This is a genomic window from Candidatus Margulisiibacteriota bacterium, assembly GCA_028715625.1.
Taxonomy (GTDB): domain Bacteria; phylum Margulisbacteria; class Riflemargulisbacteria; order GWF2-35-9; family GWF2-35-9; genus JAQURL01.
Genome location: JAQURL010000013.1, coordinates 16,000 through 35,847 on the forward strand (window position 1 = coordinate 16,000; position 19,848 = coordinate 35,847).

Below are 19,848 nucleotides of genomic sequence, written 5' to 3' on the forward strand. Positions count from 1 at the left end.
AAATATTGTCCAAAAATACGCTTTCCTGGAAATAGTGTATAATAATGCCGGGAAATATTATGCGCTATCAATCATACAATAATCGGGGAAATTACTTCTGGCTGATAATGATGCTTATCCTTATTTTCGGGGGAGCCAGGTTCTTCATGTTATTCTTGGGGATTGTTTTCCTTCTTTTTCCTTTGCTGATATTTATTTTTGTACTTTTTACCCTTTTTAATATTATTAATAAAAACAGTCATATATATACCTATACCAGCACACAAACTCCCGAGCATAATAAATTTGTGGAGCTTCTGGCCAGGATATCCGCGCATCTGATGAACGCAGACGGCAAGGTTGAGCCCATAGAAATTCAAACATTCAAAAATTTTTTTGTAACCAGACTGGGTTTTTCCAATAACGCACTGCTGCTTGTAGAAGATTTGCTGAAAAAAGAGTTGAAAAAAGAACACAATCTGAACGAGCTGGCAGATGAGATTAATCACCAGTTTAATTATGACTTGAAATGTGTAATGCTGGATTTGCTGTACCAAATAGCCTATTGCGATTTTGAACTTCACGACACAGAAGAAAAAATGCTGCACGAGATAGCCAGTCTTCTGCAAATCAGTTATGAAGACGTAAACTTTATAATCAGACGTTATCAAAGAGCATCATCAGGCGTAGCAAGTTCAGAGGAAGAAGATAGATATTTCAGGATATTGGGATTGCAGCGCGGGGCTACGCAGGAGGAAATACGTGACACATACAGAATCCTGGTAAAGAAATTTCATCCGGACGTTGTAAGTCATTTGGGAGAGGAGTTTAAAAAAGCCAATGAAACCAAGCTTAAAGAAATCACCGAGGCGTATCAGAAATTAAAAAAATGATAGCCCAAAAAAAAGAAATGTTGTAAACTTTATCTCTTGTTAAATATTTGTTAAGTAAGGAAAATTTTTGTAAAGGAGAGAGTATATGAAAAAAGTATGGTTAGTTTTAGTTGTAGTGCTGTCGTTTTTCCTTTTTATGGGATTGAAGCTTAATCTGGCAGGCAGCGATAAAGTTATCCTTAAGGTTGGCGATACAAAGCTTACGCAGGATGAGATTAATGAGAAGCTGAACACTATGCCTCCTCAATATAAGGAGTATTATAGTAGTCCCGAAGGGAAAAAGCTGCTTATTGATAACCTGAAAAAAGAAATGCTGGTTTATGAAATGGCCAAGAAAGATAATTATTCCAACAACAAAGATGTGCTGGATCAGATGGAAAAAGTGAAAAGACAGGTAATAGTTGCTATTTATTTAAGAGATAAAATAGATAAAAAAAGTGAAGTTACCGAAGCTGATGTTAAGAAGTATTTCAAAGACCATAAAGATGAATTCAAAAGCAAGGACCAGGTTAAGGCCAAACATATTTTGGTGAAAACCGAAGAAGAGGCCAAAGGTCTTATCGCCAAATTAAATAAAGGCGAAGATTTCGGTAAACTGGCTACCGAGTATTCTCTTGACCCGTCCGGAAAAACCAATCAGGGTGACTTGGGCTGGTTTTCCAAGGGACAAATGGTAAAGCCATTTGAAACAGCCGCTTTCGCTCTGGAAAAAGGCGCTTATACAAAAGAACCCGTTCAAACCCAGTACGGCTGGCATATCATTCTGGTCGAAGACAAGAAGCCGGCCCAGGACCTGGTTTATGATGACGTCAAGGAAGATGTTAAAGTTTTTCTAACTCAGAAGAAACAAAAGGAAATGCTGGACGAACTGGTCATGAACGCCGAAAAGAAAATCAAAGTTGAAGATCATTCTGAACAATTACTGTTAAAAGTAGAACCACCAAAAGAAACTACAAAGAAGTAAAAAAATTTTTGAAAATGAATTTAAAAACAGCCTCTGCCCGGAGGCTGTTTTTTTCTTACCATGAATAATCGACCCTTAATCGCCTGCAAATCATATGCCAAAATAAACCTGTTCCTGGATATCCTGGGCAGAGACGACGGAATGCATAATCTGCTGATGGTTATGCAGTCTGTGTCTTTGCATGATATTTTAGAGTTCTTTCTGGAAAAACGACCAGGCATTTTTATAGAAAGTAATAATCGAGATATTCTGGAAAATAATATAATCCAAAAAGTGTATGAACGTATGCGGAAAGATTATCCCGGAAAGATTACAAATGGTTTTAGAATAAAGATTCAAAAAAATATTCCTCTTGGGGCTGGCCTGGGCGGTGGGAGCTCAAATGCCGCGGCTGCCATAGAAGTATTTAACAAGTTTTATAAGTTGGGATTAAAAGGGGAAGAGCTGACGAAATTTAATTACTCCATAGGGTCGGATGTAAATTTTTGTTATAGCGGCGGAACAAAATGCGTGTCTGGTAAAGGAGAACAAATGACCGGTTTTTATTCTCCCTATAAATATTTTTTGCTCGTGAACCCGGATATTCATATTTCCACGAAAGAAGCTTATCGACTGTGGGATACTCAACAAAAAAAATACCAGCCGTTATATAAAAGCGCGGAAGAAATTGGAGAATTGAAAACTCTGTATAATGCTTTTGAGTCTATAATACTGCCCATGTACCCGGAAATTGGGAGGGTTAAGGAAAAATTATTGGCCGCCGGAGCAACCCATGCACTTATGACCGGATCTGGTTCTACGGTATTTGGAATATTTGATAATAAAAATTCTTTAAAAAGTGCTTTTGTCAGCATAAAAAAAACCTATAAAAACGCTGTAATGGCAAGGAGAATTAATAAAGGAAAATCTTTTTTAAAAAACAGCGTTTTTTTTGTTGACTGACCCAGAACATTACGGTACAATTCCATCCTGCCACTTTAACGGCATAGGAAATTGAAAATTGAATAGCAAACCCTTCAATTCGTTTTGTTTAACTAAAAAAACTTTCTAATTAACTGAGAGTTTGATCCTGGCTCAGGATTAACGCTGGAGGCGTGCCTAACACATGCAAGTCGAGCGAGAACGAGTCTGTAGCAATACAGATGTCGCTAAGCGGCGGACGGGTGAGTAATACATAAGCAACTTATCTGCTTGTTGGGGATAACCTTGGGAAACCAGGGCTAATACCGAATAAGCTTGTTTTAACGCATGTTAAAACAAGGAAAGGTTTCGATCGCGAGCAGAGAGGCTTATGTCCGATTAGCTAGTTGGCAAGGTAACGGCTTACCAAGGCAATGATCGGTAGCTGGTCTGAGAAGATGGTCAGCCACACTGGAACTGAGACACGGTCCAGACTCCTACGGGAGGCAGCAGTGAGGAATTTTGCGCAATGGAGGAAACTCTGACGCAGCGACGCCTCGTGAATGATGAAGTCTTTCGGGATGTAAAGTTCTGTCGGTGGGGAAGATGATGACGGTACCCACAAAGGAAGCACCGGCTAACTACGTGCCAGCAGCCGCGGTAATACGTAGGGTGCAAGCGTTATCCGGATTTATTGGGCGTAAAGGGTGCGTAGGCGGCCAAGTATGTTAGGTGTGAAAGCTATAGGCTCAACCTGTAGTTGCGCCTAAAACTGCTTGGCTAGAGGATGCTAGAGGAAAGCGGAACTCGCGGTGTAGCGGTGAAATGCGTAGATATCGCGAGGAACACCAGTGGCGAAGGCGGCTTTCTGGGGCATTTCTGACGCTGAGGCACGAAAGCATGGGGAGCAAACAGGATTAGATACCCTGGTAGTCCATGCTGTAAACTATGGTCATTAGGTATAGGGAGATCGACCCTCTCTGTGCCGCAGCTAACGCGTTAAATGACCCGCCTGGGGAGTACGAACGCAAGTTTAAAACTCAAAGGAATTGACGGGGGCCCGCACAAGCAGTGGAGCATGTGGTTTAATTCGATGGTACGCGAAGAACCTTACCTGGGTTTGAAATCTCCGGAACTCTCTAGAGATAGAGGGGTGCCTTCGGGAGCCGGATGACAGGTGCTGCATGGTTGTCGTCAGCTCGTGTCGTGAGATGTTGGGTTAAGTCCCGCAACGAGCGCAACCCCTATCTTATGTTGCTAACACGTCATGGTGAGCACTCATACGAAACAGCCTATGGAAAATAGGAGGAAGGTGGGGATGACGTCAAATCCTCATGGCCCTTATGCCCAGGGCTACACACATGCTACAATGGGTGGTACAGAGAGTTGCAAAACCGCGAGGTTAAGCTAATCTCAAAAAACCACTCTCAGTTCGGATTGAAGGCTGCAACTCGCCTTCATGAAGCCGGAATTGCTAGTAATCGCAGATCAGCTACGCTGCGGTGAATACGTTCTCGGGCCTTGTACACACCGCCCGTCACACCATGAAAGTCGGATACGCCCAAAATGGGTGAGCCAACCCTCACGGGAGGCAGCCCCCTAAGGCGGAGCCGATAATTGGGGTGAAGTCGTAACAAGGTAGCCGTACCGGAAGGTGTGGCTGGATCACCTCCTTTCTAAGGAGAACCATTTTTGTATCTCACGTACAAAATAGGCCGAAAGGGTTTGCTATTCAACTTTGAGTTTCCTATGCTATAGGCATTGCAAATTGTTGATTAAGGGCTTATAGCTCAGGTGGTTTAGAGCGCACGCCTGATAAGCGTGAGGTCCCTGGTTCAAGTCCAGGTAGGCCCACCATACTACGCTCTCGTCACTCGAGCTTCGTTTGGCAAGCCATAGAAATTATGGTTTTCCGGCGCGGTTAAGTGTAGCATAACAGATTAAACTGTTATAACTACCCTGAGTATAAGAGTGAACGGGCTGCCAGGATTTAGATAAGGCAAAGGGAGTATGCTCTCCTAAGCTTTGGCGTAGGAGGGGGTGTAGCTCAGTTGGTAGAGCGACTGCCTTGCACGCAGTAGGTCATCGGTTCGATTCCGTTCACCTCCACCAAGTATCGTTAATCAACGATATGCGGATTTAAATAATAACTGCCACTATGGCGAAATTTAGTTTGTTATTACTTTAAAAATCATTCTCTGCAAAGAGATTTGATAGGCTTCTCGATTACGAGATAGCAAATTGATAATTTAGTGTTTCTTCAAATTAAGGGTAAAAAAATATACCAATTTATCTCAAGCCTTTATTGTGAATCGAGCGAATAGGTTAAGATACTAAGGGCGCATGGTGGATACCTTGGCACTGACTGACGATGAAGGACGTGGTTAGCTGCGATAAGCTTCGGGTAGCTGCTAACAGCATTAATCCGAAGATTTCCGAATGGGGAAACCCTGCCAGAGTAATGTCTGGCAACTATTATCTGAATTCATAGGATATTAGAGGCAACCAGGGGAACTGAAACATCTAAGTACCCTGTGGAAAAGAAATCAACCGAGATTCTCCTAGTAGTGGCGAGCGAACGGGGAAGAGCCTAAACCTGATGTATGTTAGTAACTTGCAGGTGCTGTATATCAGGGGTTGCGAGACTTAATGTGCCAGAGCTGCTAATCTGGCGTGAAGTTACAAAGGTTTATATTAGCAAAAGTAAGCTGGAAAGCTTTACCATAGTAGGTGATAGTCCTGTATGCGACAATGTAAACTCTTCATAATTTTGTTCTCAAGTACCATGGGACACGTGGAATCCCGTGGGAATCTGGGGAGCCCACTCTCCAAGGCTAAATACACGTCAGTGACCGATAGTGAACCAGTACCGCGAGGGAAAGGTGAAAAGAACCCCGGAAGGGGAGTGAAATAGAACATGAAACCGTGTGCCTACAAACAATTGGAGTCCCGTTTAGCGGGATGACAATGTGCCTATTGAAGAATGAGCCGGCGAGTTACGGTCAGCAGCAAGGTTAAGGTTTATGCCGGAGCCAGAGCGAAAGCGAGTCTGAATAGGGCGTTAGTTGCTGATTGTAGACCCGAAACTGGGTGATCTATCCATGGGCAGGTTGAAGCCCGTGTAAAAGCGGGTGGAGGACCGAACCAGTTGATATTGAAAAATCTTTGGATGACCTGTGGATAGGGCTGAAATTGCAATCGAACCCAGAGATAGCTGGTTCTCTCCGAAATGTCTTTAGGGACAGCCTCGGACGAAGATTAGCAGAGGTAGAGCTCTGTTTGAGCTAGGGGCCTCACCAGGGTTACCAAACTCAGGCAAACTACGAATGCTGCTAATTAATATCCGGGAGTGAGAACGCGAGGGATAAGCTTCGCGCTCAAAAGGGAAACAACCCAGACCATCAGCTAATGTCCCCAAATGTATGCTAAGTGTGAAAAGAGGTGAAGTCGCTCAGACAGCCAGGATGTTGGCTTAGAAGCAGCCATCATTTAAAGAAAGCGTAATAGCTCACTGGTCGAGCGATTTTGCGCTGAAGATTTAACGGGGCTCAAGCATACTACTGAAGCTATGGATCTGTATCGCAAGATACAGGTGGTAGGAGAGCGTTCCATCTTAGGATGAAGTCAATGCGGAAGCATTGGTGGACGAAATGGAAGTGAGAATGCCGGCATGAGTAACGAAAAAATAAGTGAGAATCTTATTCGCCGATAACCTAAGGTTTCCTGGGCAAGGCTCGTCCTCCCAGGGTAAGTCGGTCCTAAGATGAGGCCGAAGGGCGTAGTCGATGGGCAACAGGTTAATATTCCTGTACTACCTGATTTTGTTTGACCAATGGGGTGACACAGTAGGATATGTTGGCCACTTATTGGATTGTGGTGCAAGTATGTAGGGAGAGAGAATAGGCAAATCCGTTCTCTCATTAATCCTGAGGTATTACGCCGAGCCCGTAAGGGTGAAGCAATTGACTCCACACTGGCGAGAAAAACCTCTAGGGAGAAATCAGGTATCCGTACTAAAACCGACACAGGTAGGTAAGTAGAAAATACTAAGGCGCGCGAGATAACCCTCGTTAAGGAACTCGGCAAAATGACTCCGTAACTTCGGGAGAAGGAGTGCCATTGTAGAGTGAAGGTTTTTACAACTGGAGCTTGAAATGGTTGCAGTGAAACGTCCCAGGCGACTGTTTACCAAAAACACAGGTCTCTGCTAAACCGTAAGGTGATGTATAGGGGCTGACGCCTGCCCAGTGCTGGAAGGTCAAGAGGAGGTGTTAGCCGCAAGGCGAAGCAGCGAATCAAAGCCCCAGTGAACGGCGGCCGTAACTATAACGGTCCTAAGGTAGCGAAATTCCTTGTCGGGTAAGTTCCGACCCGCACGAAAGGCGTAACGATCTGGGAGCTGTCTCAACGAGGGGCTCGGTGAAATTGGATTATCAGTGAAGATACTGATTACCCGCAATAGGACAGAAAGACCCCGTGGAGCTTTACTGTACCTTGACTTTGAATTTTTGAATTTCATGTGCAGGATAGGTGGGAGGCTTTGAAGCAGGAGCGTCAGCTTCTGCTGAGCCGTCGTTGAGATACCACCCTTGAAATTTAGGAATTCTAACTTTGGCCGTGATCCGGTCAGAGGACAGAGTTTGGGAGGCAGTTTGACTGGGGCGGTCGCCTCCAAAAAAGTAACGGAGGTGCTCAAAGGTTCCCTCAGGACGATTGGAAACCGTCCATAGAGTGTAAGGGCATAAGGGAGCTTAACTGCGAGACTGACATGTCGAGCAGGGACGAAAGTCGGACCTAGTGATCCGGTGACGCCGCGTGGAAGGGTCATCGCTCAACGGATAAAAGTTACCCCGGGGATAACAGGCTTATTCCTCCCAAGAGTTCACATCGACGGAGGAGTTTGGCACCTCGATGTCGGATCGTCACATCCTGGAGCTGGAGCAGGTTCCAAGGGTTGGGCTGTTCGCCCATTAAAGTGGTACGCGATCTGGGTTCAGAACGTCGTGAGACAGTTCGGTCCATATCCATTGTGGGCGCAGGAAATTTGAGGGGAGTTGTTCTTAGTACGAGAGGACCGGAATGAACAGACCTCTGGTGTACCGGTTGTCGCGCCAGCGGCATACGCCGGGTAGCTACGTCTGGACTGGATAAGCGCTGAAAGCATCTAAGCACGAAGCCAACCCCAAGATTAGATTTCCCATTCCATAAGGAAGTAAGACCTCTAGAAGACTACTAGGTTGATAGGTCAGGGGTGTAAGCGCAGCAATGCGTTAAGCTGACTGATACTAATTGGTCGAGGTCTTAACCTATTCTTTCTCGGTTTACAATAAAGGATTGTGCAGGTATATTTTATTAATTTGAAAAACACGAAATTATTAAGCAAGTATGTAAAAGCTTGCTGGTGACTATAGCGAAGGTGAAACACCTGTTCCCATCCCGAACACAGAAGTTAAGCCCTTCAGCGCTGATGGTACTGCATGGGAAACTTTGTGGGAGAGTAAGTCGTTGCCAGCAAGCTTTTTTTGTTTCTATTAAAATCAAGACGCTAACTTTGTTGTCTTCGTCAGAAGCTCTTCCCCGTACGTTTCAGTACTGTCTCATCGCTTCTTCCTCGACGCCTCGTTATCGCCATGATTTTAATGAAACATAGAGCAGCTTATTCAGAGCGTAGTAGAGTAATATAAAAGATTAAAACCATAAACCAATTTTATGCGAGAAAAGAATTTAGCTAATTCGTTTATCTTTGTACTGCGATATATAAAAGTTATATAATCCTCAACATGAAAACAATCTATGCTATCGGTGATATACATGGCCAGCTGGAAATGCTCACTGCGCTTATCAAGAAAATAAATTTAAAACCCGATGACCTTTTAATTTTTCTGGGAGATTATATCGACAGAGGGCCTGATCCTCGTGGTGTTATTGATTATCTTCTTGGTTTGGCCGAAACACAGGAGTGCATATTCCTGAAAGGCAATCATGAGGACATGATGCTCAGGGCTTTGGCCGGAGATGCTTCTTATTATCAAATGTGGATGTTAAATGGCGGAGAAAAAACAATAAACAGTTATGGTCGCGAAACAGAAATTATAAGATTACATGGGAAATTTTTTCAAACGCTTCTGCCTTATTATTCAACAGACAAATATTTTTTTGTACACGCCGGCATTAATCCCAATAAACCTTTAAATAAACAAACGGAACATGACCTGCTCTGGATAAGGGAGGAGTTTATCAATAACCCTACTCATATTGATAAAAAAGTAATTTTCGGTCATACGCATTACAACGAACCGTTAGTTTTAAAGGATAAAATCGGCATCGATACCAGCGCGGCCTGGGGAGGGCCTTTAACAGCGATAATGCTGCCCGCAGAGAGGTTTATCTGCGTAAAAAATAATTTGCCACATTAGCCTCGGCTCAATATAATTGAGTCTATGGATAACAAATTTTCAAAAAAAATAATTGATGGAAAGCTTGCAGCGGCTCAAATAAAGCAGGAAGTTATTAAACAGGTAAAAGGGCTGAAAAAAAGGGGGATTACTCCCGGGCTTACAGTTATTATTGTTGGTGAAAATCAGGCTTCTCAGGTATATGTGCGCAATAAGGAAAAAGACGCATCTGAAGTCGGTTTCAAGTCTGAAGTTATAAAACTGGATAAAGATATCAGTGAACAGAAATTATTGCAATTAATAAAAAAATTAAACAGCGACAAAACCGTACACGGCCTTCTGGTGCAGCTGCCGTTACCTCGGCACATTAATGAATCCAAAGTGATAAATACAATAAGTCCGGAAAAAGATGTTGACGGCTTTCATCCCATAAATATCGGTAAACTGGTAACCGGAGACGAAACCGGCTTTGTCTCCTGCACACCTGGCGGCATAATCTGGTTGCTTAAAAGTGCAGGCATTGATTTGGAAGGAAAAGAGGCAGTCATTGTAGGCCGCAGCAACATAGTCGGCAAGCCAATGATTCATTTGTTGTTACGTGAAAACGCTACTGTAACGGTTTGTCATTCCCGCACTGTTAATTTGGCCGAAGTTTGCAAACGGGCTGATGTGCTTATTGCCGCAGTAGGAAAAAGCAGGTTGATAAAAAAAGAATTTGTAAAAAAAGGCGCCGTAGTTGTGGATGTGGGTATTAACCGTGAAGAAAAAGGTTTATGCGGAGATGTGGATTGCGAAGAGGTAATGCCGTTTGTATCCAGGATCACACCTGTGCCCGGCGGGGTTGGCCCAATGACCAGGGCGATGCTGCTTCTTAATACCATAAAAGCAGTAAAACTACAAAATGGCCTCGAGTGAGCTCTTTGAGCAAATTTACAAAATTGTTAGAAAAATTCCCAAAGGTAAAGTGACGAGTTACGGAGTAATCGCCAAGATACTAGGTGTTAACCCCAGAGTGGTAGGCTATGCATTGCATCGGAATCCCTCAGCAGAGAAAACACCATGCCACAGGGTGGTTTTTAAAGACGGCTCTTTGACTCCCGGTTATGTGTTCGGCGGAGAGGGAGCGCAAAGGGAACTGCTTCAAAAAGAAGGAGTTAAATTTAATAAATCAGGCCAGGTAGACCAAAAATATTTGTGGAACATCCGGATTTAGCTGTTTTTTCCCAAACTTTGTACATATTTTTGTAGTTCATATAGCCTGATTAGCTTTTCCTGCGATGTTAAGTCTGTTATTCTTTCTCTGATTTTTTCGGCATTGATGTCTTGCCTGAATTCAAAAAAATTACCGGCACAGCATTTTATTTCTTTGCCAGCAATCCCGAATATTTTTTTTATATCTGTATGACTGGGCAACATTGATTCTGCTTGGGTTTCAGATATTACACCCCATTTAGGGAAAAAGTAATTATTAAGAGCAATTTCCCAAAACATAGTCGGATTAAGGTCATCATCAAATGTTCGGGCAATTTTAACAAGAAGCTCATATTGTCTCTTTTCCAATAATAAATTTATAAAATCCCTGCTTGTACAGCCGGCCAAATGAAAATTTACAAACATATAGGCAGTCTCCCATTTCTCAAACCATTTTTGCATTAAGTTAAAAACCCTGAATTGCTGGGTTTCGACCTTTATCAGATATGTTAAGATTTCGTTTATCAAGCGTCTGCAGGAGATGGAGTCTTTATCCCGATAAAAGAAGTCACCCATCATTCCGGCTTCACCTCTTTGGAACAATTCCTGTATGACTTTAGTGTCTAGAGTTTCCAGCGCTCCCATAATCGTTAAATAATATTTTTGTCTAATGCCTTCAAATGCGTCGATGAAAACTTTTCTTTTGTCTGCGATTATTTTCTTTTTCATGCTAACCTCCATTTTTATTAATAATGATATTTCGCATTATGTTTGTAGAAAATTCACTATATTTTTGTAGAATTTCTACAAAAATGTTATGATTATATTGTGATTACGCAAAAAGAGCTGGCTAAAAAATGTGGAGTATCGGTGTCTGCGGTATCCGCAGCCTTTAAAAGACCACAGCATTTATCCAGAGAAGTGCGAGAAAAGATTCTTGCCGCAGCACTTGATATGGGCTATTTCTCCGCAAAAACTGAAGTGAAAAACATAGGCTTATTATTTAACAATTTCCACGATCATTTTTTTGGTGAATATTATAATGAAATTATTTATGGAATTATGGAGAGGCTTTCGCAGCTTAACCTGCGTTGCCAGATTTTTAACAAAGTACCGGAAAAATATGCCGACATCTGTGAGTTACATGGTTTTCTGGTTGTTGGCAATAATACGGTTTCTATAGCTAAGCCCCTGCTGGATTTCAAAATGCCGACAGTTCTGGTGGAATGTACAAAAAAAGAAGCTGAAACATTCTCCCGGATTTATTTTGATAATTATAGCGGAGTAAAGCAGCTCACAGATTATTTACTGTATTGCGGGCATCACAATATAGCCGTTCTTAACGGCGAAACCGATCCGGAAGACTTTTTCTGGAAGAATTTTCAAAAGGCTATCCTGGATTCTTTTGCTGAAAATAATGTTAGCAGCACTCACATGAAATTTTATCAGGCGGATTATTCTAACATTCAAACTGTTGAGTTAAATATTAACAAAATATTATCCACCAACAAAAATGTAAGTTGCATCATGTGCTCCAACGATCTGTTTGCTTATCAAACTTTAAAAATTTTATCAGGATATGGAATAAAAGTTCCCGAACAGATATCTTTGACTGGGTTTGATGGTATTAATCTGCCCTTTTACTTAAATGAACCAGAGGTTAAGCTGACTACAGTGTTTGCCGACAGAACAGATATTAGCAAACAGGCGGTAGATCTTTTGCTGCAAGTTATTCCTGATAAAAAAATGCGTATTGTAAAAATGGAAACCAAACTGCTTATAGGTAAGTCTGTTAAAAGGTTAAGAGTTTAAAAATAATTTTCAGTTTAGAATTTTATATCGGGAATGGATCGCTTTTTCTTTTCCGATGGTCGAACTATTGCCATGCCCGGGGTAAATAATATAATCATCCGGTAGCAAAAAAAGTTTGTTTTTTATGGAGTTTACGATTTGCTCCTGCGAGCCGCCCCAGAGATCTGTCCGGCCGACTGCACCGCCCGCGAAGAGGGTGTCGCCCGAGAAAACACAGTTTTCAATTACAAAAGACAGCGAACCCGGAGAATGCCCCGGTGTGTATATTACATTAACAGTCAATTCATCCAGTTCAAGTGTATCACCGTCTTTTAACAAATGATCGGCTGCAGATACATTGGCAAAATTGCGCCCCAGGAGCAGGCTCCAGATTTCAGGTTTCAAAAGTTTTTGATCCTCTTCGCTAACATAGACCGGCAGTTGATATTTTTGTCTGAGAACATTTATCGCTTCTATATGGTCGTAATGTCCATGTGTTAAGAGAATAAACTTTGGAACGATCTTTTTTTGCTCAATAAAACTAGTTATTTTATCCGGTTCCGCCCCAGGATCGATAATTATGGACTGGTTTTGCGCAGTTGTTATGATATAACAAATTGTGTCGATTGCGCCAACCCGAATACGCTGGACCTGCATGTATTAAAAGTAAAAAAACAGCCCTGTGCTGAATTTTACACCCTCATAACGCAAGTTATTATTTATCATCATTCTTTCTATTCCGATTTCTACATCAATATAAGCATTTTCAAAAAAACTAAGAGCTAAACCACCGGCTCCCACTGCGGAAGCCATAATGTTGGAATCGCGGTCATGATAAGCGCTGGAAGTTGAAGATAACGGAATCCCCACAATTGCGCCGCTGAATTCAAAGCCCAGCACTGCCTCCAGGAGTTCTCCGGTTTCTTTGGGAGAAACGTAAGTGGATGCGCGGCTGGCGCTGCCTAGAGCAAAATATAAACTCATGGGCCGATTAAAAGCTATTGTATTTACCAGTGTAAATACCGGCCTTATTTCCAGGCTTGTAAGGCTGCTGTCAGGATTAGAAGCCCACCAACCCATAGCCTGGAACCCTATATCTTTAAAAGGGAACCATTTCATGCTTAAGCCCGAGCTGATATCTCCGAGATAAAATCCAAGGGCAAGATCACCTTTAGCCTCTCTGATCCTTTCAGCTTCCTGAATTTTCGCTCCTTTATTGGCCATATCGGTTTTGATATCGACAAAATGAGTGGTGTTAATGCTTTTTGTTTTGCCATATTCTACTTCTACAATTTGAGAAAAAACAGTATTGCCCTGAAGAACCACTCGCACATGATGAGAGCCGGGTGTTACATTAAGATTATAGGCAGCTTCCTTGCCTACCATGACCCCGTCCAGATAAATTTCGGCTTCGGGATTTTCATTTATAATATTTAAATTTTCTGCCCATAAATAACTGAACGACATCAGGATAAAAAAAGTAACTGTTATAAAAAACCTTGTTTTGCTCATATAATTATCACCTCGAAAGTTTTCCTAATTATATCATAAAGCCTATTAAGTCTTTATTTCAGAACATGTTATAATATTAGCCAATGAAAAAGGTCTTTATAAGCATAATTTTCTTTATAGCAACATTGGCCATGGCCGATCAATACGTAGCCGTTGTAGATGGCGTTACCATTAACTTTAAAACATTTAACAAAATGGTGCAGGATTCTGTTTCGGAATATAAAAAAAATTTATTCCTGGCCAGTGATGCCAAATTGAGCGACGAGGAAATAGACAGCATCAAACAATCAGTTCTGAGCACACTAATTGAAGACACCATGTTGGCTAGTTATGCCGGGAAAGAAAGAATCACTATAAATGAAACAGAAATAAAAAAGCGCATCAATGATCTGGAAAAAGGTTTTCCTTCCAGAGAAGAATTTCTAAAAACACTCAAAAACCAACATATAACAACTGATAATTTAAAAAGCAATATAAAAAAACAAATAACCAAGGATAAAATTATGGCCTCAATTTATCACGATTATGAAGAAATAAGCTCGCAGGATATATTGTTTTATCTCAAAAAAAATATGCTGATCAATATGGCTGTTCAATATAACTTGACCTTGCTGGTTACCGATGATGCACTTTATCTGGAAAGATTAAAAGATTTTTCCATTACATCGGAAAATTGGGAGTCTTTAAAAATCGATAAGGCCTTGTCCTATTTTTCAAAGAATATATCTGATGAAGAATTACCGATTACTATTAAGGATATGATAGTTGTCAGCGAATTAAAGAAATATTCAACCATAGATACGCTGGAAGACAACCATTATTTTATGATAATGGTAAATCACATCGAGAACATTTCGCTGGTAGATACAAACAGTATTTCGGCTTCTGTGCGTAATGCCCTGAAGGCTGAAAAAAGGAATAGATACTTTAATCAATGGATTGAAGATCAAAAAGCTAAAAGCAAGATTTTAATTAACCAGGAGCTAATAAAAAAGGAACAACAGCAATCGAAACCTAAATATTTATTCCAGGATTTTTGGTCACCTTTCAAAAAGAAAACATCTGAGGTAGACTCTAAATAACATGCATGATTATTTGTTAAAATATCAGGAACTGACCGATATTGTAAAAAAACTATTATCTCCCGAAGGCTGCCCCTGGGACCGGGAACAAACTCATGAGACATTAAAAAATTATCTAATTGAAGAAGCTTACGAATTTGTTGAGGCTGTGGAAGAGAATGACTATCTGAAAATGGAAGAAGAGCTGGGGGATCTGTTGTTCCATGTGGTTATTCATTCTGTTATCGCGGAACAAAACAACAAATTTTCCTTACAATCCGTTGCCGAGAAAATCTCTCAAAAGATGATACGTAGGCATCCACATGTATTCGGGGATGGAAAAGTTTCTTCAGTTGATGAGGTTTGGAAAAACTGGGACAGTATCAAAAGAAAAGAAAAAAAAGAAAAGTCAGATAACAATAAAGCAGAATCCATGCTGCATAATGTGCCGAAAAATTTGCCGGCCTTGCTGCGAGCGGAAAAAATTCAAAAACGTGTAGCCAGAGTCGGTTTTGACTGGGCAGACGTAAGTAAGGTCTGGAACAAGGTTCATGAGGAATTGCAGGAACTGAAAGACGCGGTAAAAGAAGATAGTAAAGAACATATTCGGGAGGAAGTCGGTGACTTGCTGTTTTCGGTTGTTAATTTGTGCCGCAAGCTGGATATTGATCCGGAGGATGCACTGCAACATTCCAATAAAAAATTTATCAGCCGGTTTTCTTATTTGGAAAACAAGTTCATAGAAAAAAAGAAAGATATCAGCGAATCATCCCTTGAAGAAATGGATTTTCTCTGGAATGAGGCCAAGCGCGCAAAACAGTAAAAGATGTTTACAGCATTTCCGGGAATTACTATAATAAGAAGGCTGTCAAAAATCAATTAATTATTTAATTAAGGAGGAGCATAAATGTCAGAAATTATAGATATCAGAGCAAGAGAAGTTTTGGATTCCAGGGGTAACCCAACAGTCGAGGTGGAATTACAATGCGAAGACGGCGCTTTCGGCAGGGCAATAGTTCCTTCCGGCGCTTCAACCGGAGCACACGAAGCAGTAGAATTGCGAGATGGAGATAAGAGCCGCTATTTGGGTAAAGGTGTTCTAAAGGCTGTAAAAAATGTTAATGAAATAATTGCCGAAGAAATAATCGGCTATGATGTTACCGAACAAAGAAAACTGGACTACAAAATGATTGAGCTGGACGGTACGGAAAACAAAGGAAAACTTGGCGCCAACGCCATTCTTGGTGTGTCTCTGGCTGCGGCCAGAGCGGCAGCAGTGAGCCGTGGCTTGCCTATATATCAATATATCGGTGGTGTAAATGCTTATCAATTGCCGGTACCTATGATGAATATTTTAAATGGCGGCAAGCATGCGGACAGCACCGTGGATATTCAGGAATTTATGGTTATGCCGGTAGGCGCGCCGAATTTTCGTGAAGCATTAAGGTGCGGAGCTGAAACGTTTCATTCCTTAAAAAAAGTACTTTCTTCCAAAGGTTTAAACACTGCCGTAGGTGATGAGGGAGGATTTGCGCCCAATTTGAAAACCAATGAAGAAGCCATCCAGATTATTTTGGAAGCTATAGAAAAAGCAGGATATAAACCCGGTAAAGATGTAATGATCGCTTTGGATGTAGCAGCGACCGAACTCTTTCAGAACAATGTTTATAATTTTAAAGGTGAAGGCGTTACCAGAACTTCAGCCGAGCTTGTGGATTTCTATGTAAGTCTGGCCAATAAATATCCTATTATTTCTATTGAAGACGGTCTTTCCGAAGATGATTGGGCAGGCTGGAAGCTTATGACCGAAAAATTGGGCAGTAAGATTCAAATTGTCGGCGACGATTTGTTCGTAACCAATACCAAAAGATTATCCAGAGGTATCAATGAAGGCATAGCCAATTCCATACTGATTAAAGTAAATCAGATCGGCACTTTGACTGAAACGCTGGAAGCTATACAGATGGCCAAGGAAGCAGGATACACTGCGGTTATTTCGCACAGATCAGGAGAAACAGAAGATTGTACGATTTCAGATATCGTTGTAGCAACCAATACAGGCCAGATCAAGACTGGATCCGCCAGCCGTACGGATCGTATAGTAAAATACAACCAACTCTTGAGAATTGAGGAAGAATTGGCAGACGCAGCCGTTTACAAGGGCTTAAAAACATTTTATAATTTGAATAGAAGTTAGTTGTTTGAGTTTGGGAACTTTTGAGAAAAAAAATATTTATATACGTTCTGGGGTTTGTTATCATATACTTGACGTATATAAATGTGAAGGTGCTGTATTTTAATATCAAATACAGCTTTGAGATAAACAGGATCAAGAAAGAAATTGTAAAAGAAAAAGTCTTGCAAGATGACTTGAAGGATAAGATAAAGGATACAAAGAAAGAGAGTTATATTGAGGAGAAAGCAAGAACAATCCTCGGGCTTGTGAAAAAAGGGGAAGTTGCTTATCAAATCATAAACAAAAAGGGTGATCGCGATTAATAACAGTGAAGAACAGCCGCTAGAGATTGGCAGTATTGTAGAAGGAACAATCTCGGGCATAACAAGTTTCGGTGCTTTTGTAAAACTTCCGGGTAGAGTTGAGGGCCTGATACACATTTCCGAAATTGCCAATGAATATGTTACCAACATAGAAAATTATGTAAGCCTGGGTAATACCGTCAAGATTAAAGTGTTGGGGTTGAATAAGAAAAACAAGTATGATTTATCTTTGAAACAAGCCAATACAGATACTCAAAAAGGTACTGATGATTCCAGAAAAGTTGGAATGAATTCCTCTAACAACAAGATGGTGGGCAAATATCGCAAGGTAGATAAAGATACACTTAATCCTTTTGAAGAAAAAATTATGGATTTCCTTAAAAGAAGCGAGGAAAAGCAGATAGACTTAAAAAAGAATATTCAGTTAAAACAGGGCGTTAAGAAGCGTAAAAAAAAATAGCTCACGACTCACAAAATAGGTGAAAATAATCTTGCCACAGATTCAGCGGTTTTTTGAATAATATTTTTCTTTTTTATATCGATTGAATTTATTTTGGTGCTGTTTTTAATATCCTCAAGAAAGTCCATGTTCAACTTGTTGACGACCTGACTATTATAAATCAATGCGTTTATCTCAAAATTGATATTCATGCTGCGCTGGTCCACATTGGCACTTCCGATAGTGGCAAAAACTCCGTCTACTGTTATTACTTTGGAGTGTATAAACCTGTGCGGATTATATACATAAAATTCCACACCGGCTTCCATTACTTCTTCCACAAACGAAAAAGTTGCCAGATAAACGATCATATTATCAGGTTTGCCGGGTATAAGTATCTTTACATCACAACCGCCTAGCGCAGCTGTTTTCAGAGCCATAAGCAGAGCCTCATCAGGTATGAAATAAGGAGTAGTAATATATAATGTTTTCTCGGCGGAAGCGATTGCTTCAAAATAAAGCTGCGCTATAGTATCCCATTTTTCATGAGGGGAGCTGGGCATAATTTGTACTGCACAATCGCCAAAAGCCTGGTCAGCCAAATCAGGAAAGAAGTAACTGTTACGTTGAAGTTTCTTTTTGGTTGTAAAAAACCAGTCCTGAAAAAAAATAGCCTGCATACTTAACACTGCATCACCCGAGACTTTTGCAACCGTATCGCGCCAGTAGCCGAAGCGTAAATCTTTTCCCAGATATTCATTGCCGATATTCATGCCCCCCAGATAGCCGATAGTACCGTCAATAATCACTATTTTGCGGTGATTCCTATGGTTCGCGGAAAGGTTTAGCAGAAAAAAAGGATGAAAAAGAGAAATTTCAATATTGGGATGATGTAAGTCTTTTAAAAGGCCATGGTCCAAACCCTTTTTTGAGCCAAGAGCGTCCAGGATCAGCTTGATTTTAACCTTTTCTTTTGCTTTATTGAGCAGAAGATTTTTAAAAAGTTTGCCGGTTTCGTCATTTTGAAAAATATAATATTCCAGATGTATATGGTGTTTGGCCTGAGAGATATCAAAGAGAATAGCCTGAAAAGCATCATCTGTGTCATTAAATAGTTGTATGGAATTATTCCAGCTTACCGGCAAATGGGTAGTAAAGGTGGCGATATTTATAATGGCGCGTTTTTTGGTGGCTTCCATACTGGCTGCGATTTGCTGCTCCAGAGCCTGTTTTGGGGGCAATTCTTTTAATGTCTGAAAATAACTTGATTCTGATACTCGAGCCTGAATTACACGTTTACGCCAGTTAATTCCAAAGAAAAGATAGAGCACAAAACCTATTGGTGGTATGAAATATAATACCAATAGCCAGCTGATTATTTTTGTCGGATTTTTTTTAGAAAATAAAACAATGATGATAAAAATAAAATTGATATTTAAAAAAAAGGTGTAAATATGAGATAAAATTTCAGCTGTCATTTTATTTTTGCAAGCATCTCACTAAGAATTTTTTCGATGTTCTCAGCGGTTTTGATGCTATATTCCCTGCTTCTGTTTGTCCAATCAAAAACCAGAGGATGACCGAACACAAGACGTATTGGTTGACGTTTTAAAAAAAGTGAACCCTTGGGCATAACTTTGTAGGCTGGATTAAGGACCACCGGGAGCAAGGGAGTTTCAGTATCAAAAGCGATCATAATGGTACCGCGTTTAACAGTACCGAGCTTTCCTGTCCGGCTACGTGTTCCTTCTGGAAAAATTAAAATAGAAGTACCTTTTCTGACCATTTCGTTTATCTGTTCGATAGTTTCACGGGCTTTTTTGGTATTCTTGCGGTTTATTGCTATATAACCGCACTTTTTCATTGAGCTGCCTAACAAGGGGATATTAAATAGTTCCTCTTTGGCAATGAATAAAAACCCCGGAGGCAGCACTGCCAGAGCAATAAGTATATCCAACTGGCTTTGGTGATTAAAAATATAGATATATGATTTTCCGGCATCAGACATTCTGCCTGTGATTTTGGGATAAAGACCGCAGAGAAAAAGAATTGTTCTGGCCCAGGCCCTGGCAAACACAGAGTAATAATAATGCTTTTTCCTCCCCAGAAAAGGGTAGGTAATAAAAATCGGAATTGAGAATAAAAAATACAGAAAAAAACTGATAAAAATAAAATACAGGGAATAAAGCAAATTTAAGAAAACACCGAACATAGCCTTATTATA

17 protein-coding genes, 2 tRNA genes and 3 rRNA genes are annotated in these 19,848 nt (G+C 40.8%); 17 read left to right on the forward strand and 5 right to left on the reverse strand.

Annotated features, from left to right (window positions below; translation table 11 throughout):
- Positions 1 to 44: 44 nt before the first annotated feature.
- From PHV30_03365 to PHV30_03415, 11 genes are all read left to right on the forward strand, one after another.
- Positions 45 to 872 carry a TerB family tellurite resistance protein gene (locus PHV30_03365; GenBank protein MDD5456055.1) on the forward strand — a complete coding sequence of 276 codons (828 nt, stop codon included), beginning with the start codon at positions 45 to 47 and terminating at the stop codon, positions 870 to 872.
- Between the two features lie 85 nt (positions 873 to 957).
- Positions 958 to 1,836: a peptidylprolyl isomerase gene (locus tag PHV30_03370; protein ID MDD5456056.1), complete on the forward strand. Its 879-nt coding sequence runs from the start codon at positions 958 to 960 to the stop codon at positions 1,834 to 1,836.
- Positions 1,837 to 1,896: 60 nt separating this feature from the next.
- The gene (gene ispE / locus PHV30_03375) at positions 1,897 to 2,778 is read left to right on the forward strand and encodes a 4-(cytidine 5'-diphospho)-2-C-methyl-D-erythritol kinase (GenBank protein ID MDD5456057.1); all 882 of its coding nucleotides are present in this window, start codon (positions 1,897 to 1,899) and stop codon (positions 2,776 to 2,778) included.
- Positions 2,779 to 2,887: 109 nt separating this feature from the next.
- Positions 2,888 to 4,412 (forward strand): 16S ribosomal RNA (locus PHV30_03380).
- Positions 4,413 to 4,515: 103 nt separating this feature from the next.
- Positions 4,516 to 4,593: transfer RNA gene (locus PHV30_03385), tRNA-Ile, on the forward strand.
- Positions 4,594 to 4,772: 179 nt separating this feature from the next.
- Positions 4,773 to 4,848: transfer RNA gene (locus PHV30_03390), tRNA-Ala, on the forward strand.
- A gap of 211 nt (positions 4,849 to 5,059) precedes the next feature.
- Positions 5,060 to 8,045: ribosomal RNA gene (locus tag PHV30_03395) — 23S ribosomal RNA — on the forward strand.
- A gap of 88 nt (positions 8,046 to 8,133) precedes the next feature.
- Positions 8,134 to 8,250: ribosomal RNA gene (gene rrf / locus PHV30_03400) — 5S ribosomal RNA — on the forward strand.
- The 16S, 23S and 5S rRNA genes sit together here with 2 tRNA genes alongside, the layout of an rRNA operon.
- 266 nt (positions 8,251 to 8,516) lie before the next feature.
- Entirely contained in the window at positions 8,517 to 9,152 is a 636-nt protein-coding gene (locus tag PHV30_03405) for a metallophosphoesterase family protein (protein MDD5456058.1), read from the forward strand.
- A gap of 24 nt (positions 9,153 to 9,176) precedes the next feature.
- On the forward strand, positions 9,177 to 10,046 hold the full coding sequence (gene folD / locus PHV30_03410; GenBank protein ID MDD5456059.1) for a bifunctional methylenetetrahydrofolate dehydrogenase/methenyltetrahydrofolate cyclohydrolase FolD: 870 nt from the start codon (positions 9,177 to 9,179) through the stop codon (positions 10,044 to 10,046).
- The gene (locus PHV30_03415; protein MDD5456060.1) at positions 10,033 to 10,344 is read left to right on the forward strand and encodes an MGMT family protein; all 312 of its coding nucleotides are present in this window, start codon (positions 10,033 to 10,035) and stop codon (positions 10,342 to 10,344) included. The genes folD and PHV30_03415 overlap by 14 nt, the downstream gene beginning before the upstream one ends.
- Here the strand turns inward: PHV30_03415 and PHV30_03420 are convergent.
- Entirely contained in the window at positions 10,341 to 11,051 is a 711-nt protein-coding gene (locus PHV30_03420; protein MDD5456061.1) for a hypothetical protein, read from the reverse strand. The genes PHV30_03415 and PHV30_03420 overlap by 4 nt on opposite strands.
- A 99-nt stretch (positions 11,052 to 11,150) precedes the next feature.
- Here PHV30_03420 and PHV30_03425 point away from each other — a divergent pair, with 99 nt between their 5' ends.
- On the forward strand, positions 11,151 to 12,134 hold the full coding sequence (locus tag PHV30_03425) for a LacI family DNA-binding transcriptional regulator (GenBank protein MDD5456062.1): 984 nt from the start codon (positions 11,151 to 11,153) through the stop codon (positions 12,132 to 12,134).
- A gap of 9 nt (positions 12,135 to 12,143) precedes the next feature.
- Here PHV30_03425 and PHV30_03430 read toward each other — a convergent pair whose 3' ends face one another.
- Positions 12,144 to 12,770: an MBL fold metallo-hydrolase gene (locus PHV30_03430; protein MDD5456063.1), complete on the reverse strand. Its 627-nt coding sequence runs from the start codon at positions 12,768 to 12,770 to the stop codon at positions 12,144 to 12,146.
- A gap of 3 nt (positions 12,771 to 12,773) precedes the next feature.
- Positions 12,774 to 13,625 (reverse strand): PEGA domain-containing protein, encoded by an 852-nt coding sequence (locus PHV30_03435; GenBank protein MDD5456064.1) that lies wholly within the window; start codon positions 13,623 to 13,625, stop codon positions 12,774 to 12,776.
- A gap of 83 nt (positions 13,626 to 13,708) precedes the next feature.
- Here PHV30_03435 and PHV30_03440 point away from each other — a divergent pair, with 83 nt between their 5' ends.
- The 5 genes from PHV30_03440 (at position 13,709) to PHV30_03460 (ending at position 17,645) form a co-directional block, all read left to right on the forward strand.
- On the forward strand, positions 13,709 to 14,707 hold the full coding sequence (locus PHV30_03440) for a SurA N-terminal domain-containing protein (protein ID MDD5456065.1): 999 nt from the start codon (positions 13,709 to 13,711) through the stop codon (positions 14,705 to 14,707).
- 1 nt (position 14,708) lies between these two features.
- Positions 14,709 to 15,509, forward strand: coding sequence for a nucleoside triphosphate pyrophosphohydrolase (gene mazG, locus PHV30_03445; GenBank protein MDD5456066.1), 801 nt, complete (start codon positions 14,709 to 14,711; stop codon positions 15,507 to 15,509).
- An 84-nt stretch (positions 15,510 to 15,593) separates the two neighbouring features.
- Positions 15,594 to 16,883 carry a phosphopyruvate hydratase gene (eno, locus tag PHV30_03450; GenBank protein ID MDD5456067.1) on the forward strand — a complete coding sequence of 430 codons (1,290 nt, stop codon included), beginning with the start codon at positions 15,594 to 15,596 and terminating at the stop codon, positions 16,881 to 16,883.
- A 20-nt stretch (positions 16,884 to 16,903) separates the two neighbouring features.
- On the forward strand, positions 16,904 to 17,185 hold the full coding sequence (locus tag PHV30_03455; protein MDD5456068.1) for a septum formation initiator family protein: 282 nt from the start codon (positions 16,904 to 16,906) through the stop codon (positions 17,183 to 17,185).
- Complete coding sequence (locus PHV30_03460) at positions 17,172 to 17,645, forward strand: S1 RNA-binding domain-containing protein (protein ID MDD5456069.1); 474 nt, start codon at positions 17,172 to 17,174, stop codon at positions 17,643 to 17,645. Before PHV30_03455 ends, PHV30_03460 begins: the two co-directional genes overlap by 14 nt.
- Positions 17,646 to 17,653: 8 nt before the next feature.
- Here the strand turns inward: PHV30_03460 and cls are convergent, their stop codons facing one another.
- Both cls and PHV30_03470 read right to left on the reverse strand, forming a co-directional pair.
- Complete coding sequence (gene cls / locus PHV30_03465) at positions 17,654 to 19,102, reverse strand: cardiolipin synthase (protein MDD5456070.1); 1,449 nt, start codon at positions 19,100 to 19,102, stop codon at positions 17,654 to 17,656.
- Entirely contained in the window at positions 19,099 to 19,836 is a 738-nt protein-coding gene (locus PHV30_03470; protein ID MDD5456071.1) for a lysophospholipid acyltransferase family protein, read from the reverse strand. Before PHV30_03470 ends, cls begins: the two co-directional genes overlap by 4 nt.
- Positions 19,837 to 19,848 lie beyond the last annotated feature (12 nt).